We start from the raw sequence: 940 nt of genomic DNA, 5'->3' as shown, positions 1-940 counted from the left end.
CGGGCCGGCGGGGCCCCCGCGCCTGGACGCGGCCCGCGCCCGCAGCACCTCGAACACGATCGGCAGCACCGAGATCAACACGATCGCGACGAGGATCAGGTCGATGTGCTCACGGACGAACGCGAACTGGCCGAGGAAGTAGCCCAGCACCGTCACGCCCGCCGCCCACGCGACGCCGCCGATCAGCGAGTACGTCAGGTAGCGCTTCGGGTCCATCCGCGCGACGCCGGCGCTCACGGTGATGAAGGTCCGCACGATCGGCACGAAGCGGCCGAGGACGATGGCCCGGTTGCCGTACTTCTCGAAGAACTCGTGGGTCTTCTCGACGTGCTGGGGGTTGAACAGCTTCGACTTCGGCTTGTCGAAGATCGCCGGGCCGGCGCGGTAGCCGATGCCGTAGCCGACGGCGTTGCCGGCGAAGGCGGACACCACCAGTACCAGGCAGACCAGCCACAGCGGCACGTCGATCGCGCCCTGCGCGACGAACAGGCCCGCGGTGAACAGCAGCGAGTCGCCGGGGAGGAAGAACCCGAGCAGCAGCCCGCACTCCGCGAAGATGATCGCAGCGACGCCCACCAGGGCCCACGGACCCAGGGACTCGATGATCACCGCCGGGTCGAGCCAGTCGGGACCGAGGGCGAGCGTCTGCGTCGCGGCGAGAACCGTCACGTCGAGAAACGGTACCGGCCGGGCGATGTGGATCGACGTGGCCGTCGCTGTGGGGGTGCTGTGAGCGGCTCAGCCGAGGGCGGGCAGCGCCCCCGGCAGGAGCACCGAGACCAGCGCGAGACCCCCGCCGAGCAGGGCGCCGAGGAGCAGCGCGATCACCGCGGCCCAGACGATCTGGCCGGTCGCCGACCGGGCAGGCTCCGGTGCCGGGGCCTGCTGCGGCCGGCGCTGCGGGGGCGGCCCGGGACGCGGGACCGGCGGCGGGAGCCGG

General features: G+C 72.3%; 2 protein-coding genes. Both read right to left on the bottom strand.

Going from position 1 to position 940, the window contains the following annotated elements; translation table 11 throughout:
* The coding region (locus GTW08_RS13880) for a VTT domain-containing protein (protein ID WP_161152008.1) at positions 1-669 on the bottom strand (669 nt) is incomplete at its 3' end.
* A 69-nt stretch (positions 670-738) separates the two neighbouring features.
* Positions 739-940 (bottom strand): hypothetical protein (locus tag GTW08_RS13875; RefSeq protein ID WP_237453824.1); only part of this gene is annotated, 202 nt, incomplete at its 5' end.

It is taken from the genome of Pseudonocardia sp. SID8383, from assembly GCF_009864975.1.
GTDB lineage: Bacteria > Actinomycetota > Actinomycetes > Mycobacteriales > Pseudonocardiaceae > Pseudonocardia > Pseudonocardia alni.
Note: the sequence above shows the minus strand (reverse complement) of the source record. Positions and strands in the feature narration are given on the sequence as shown.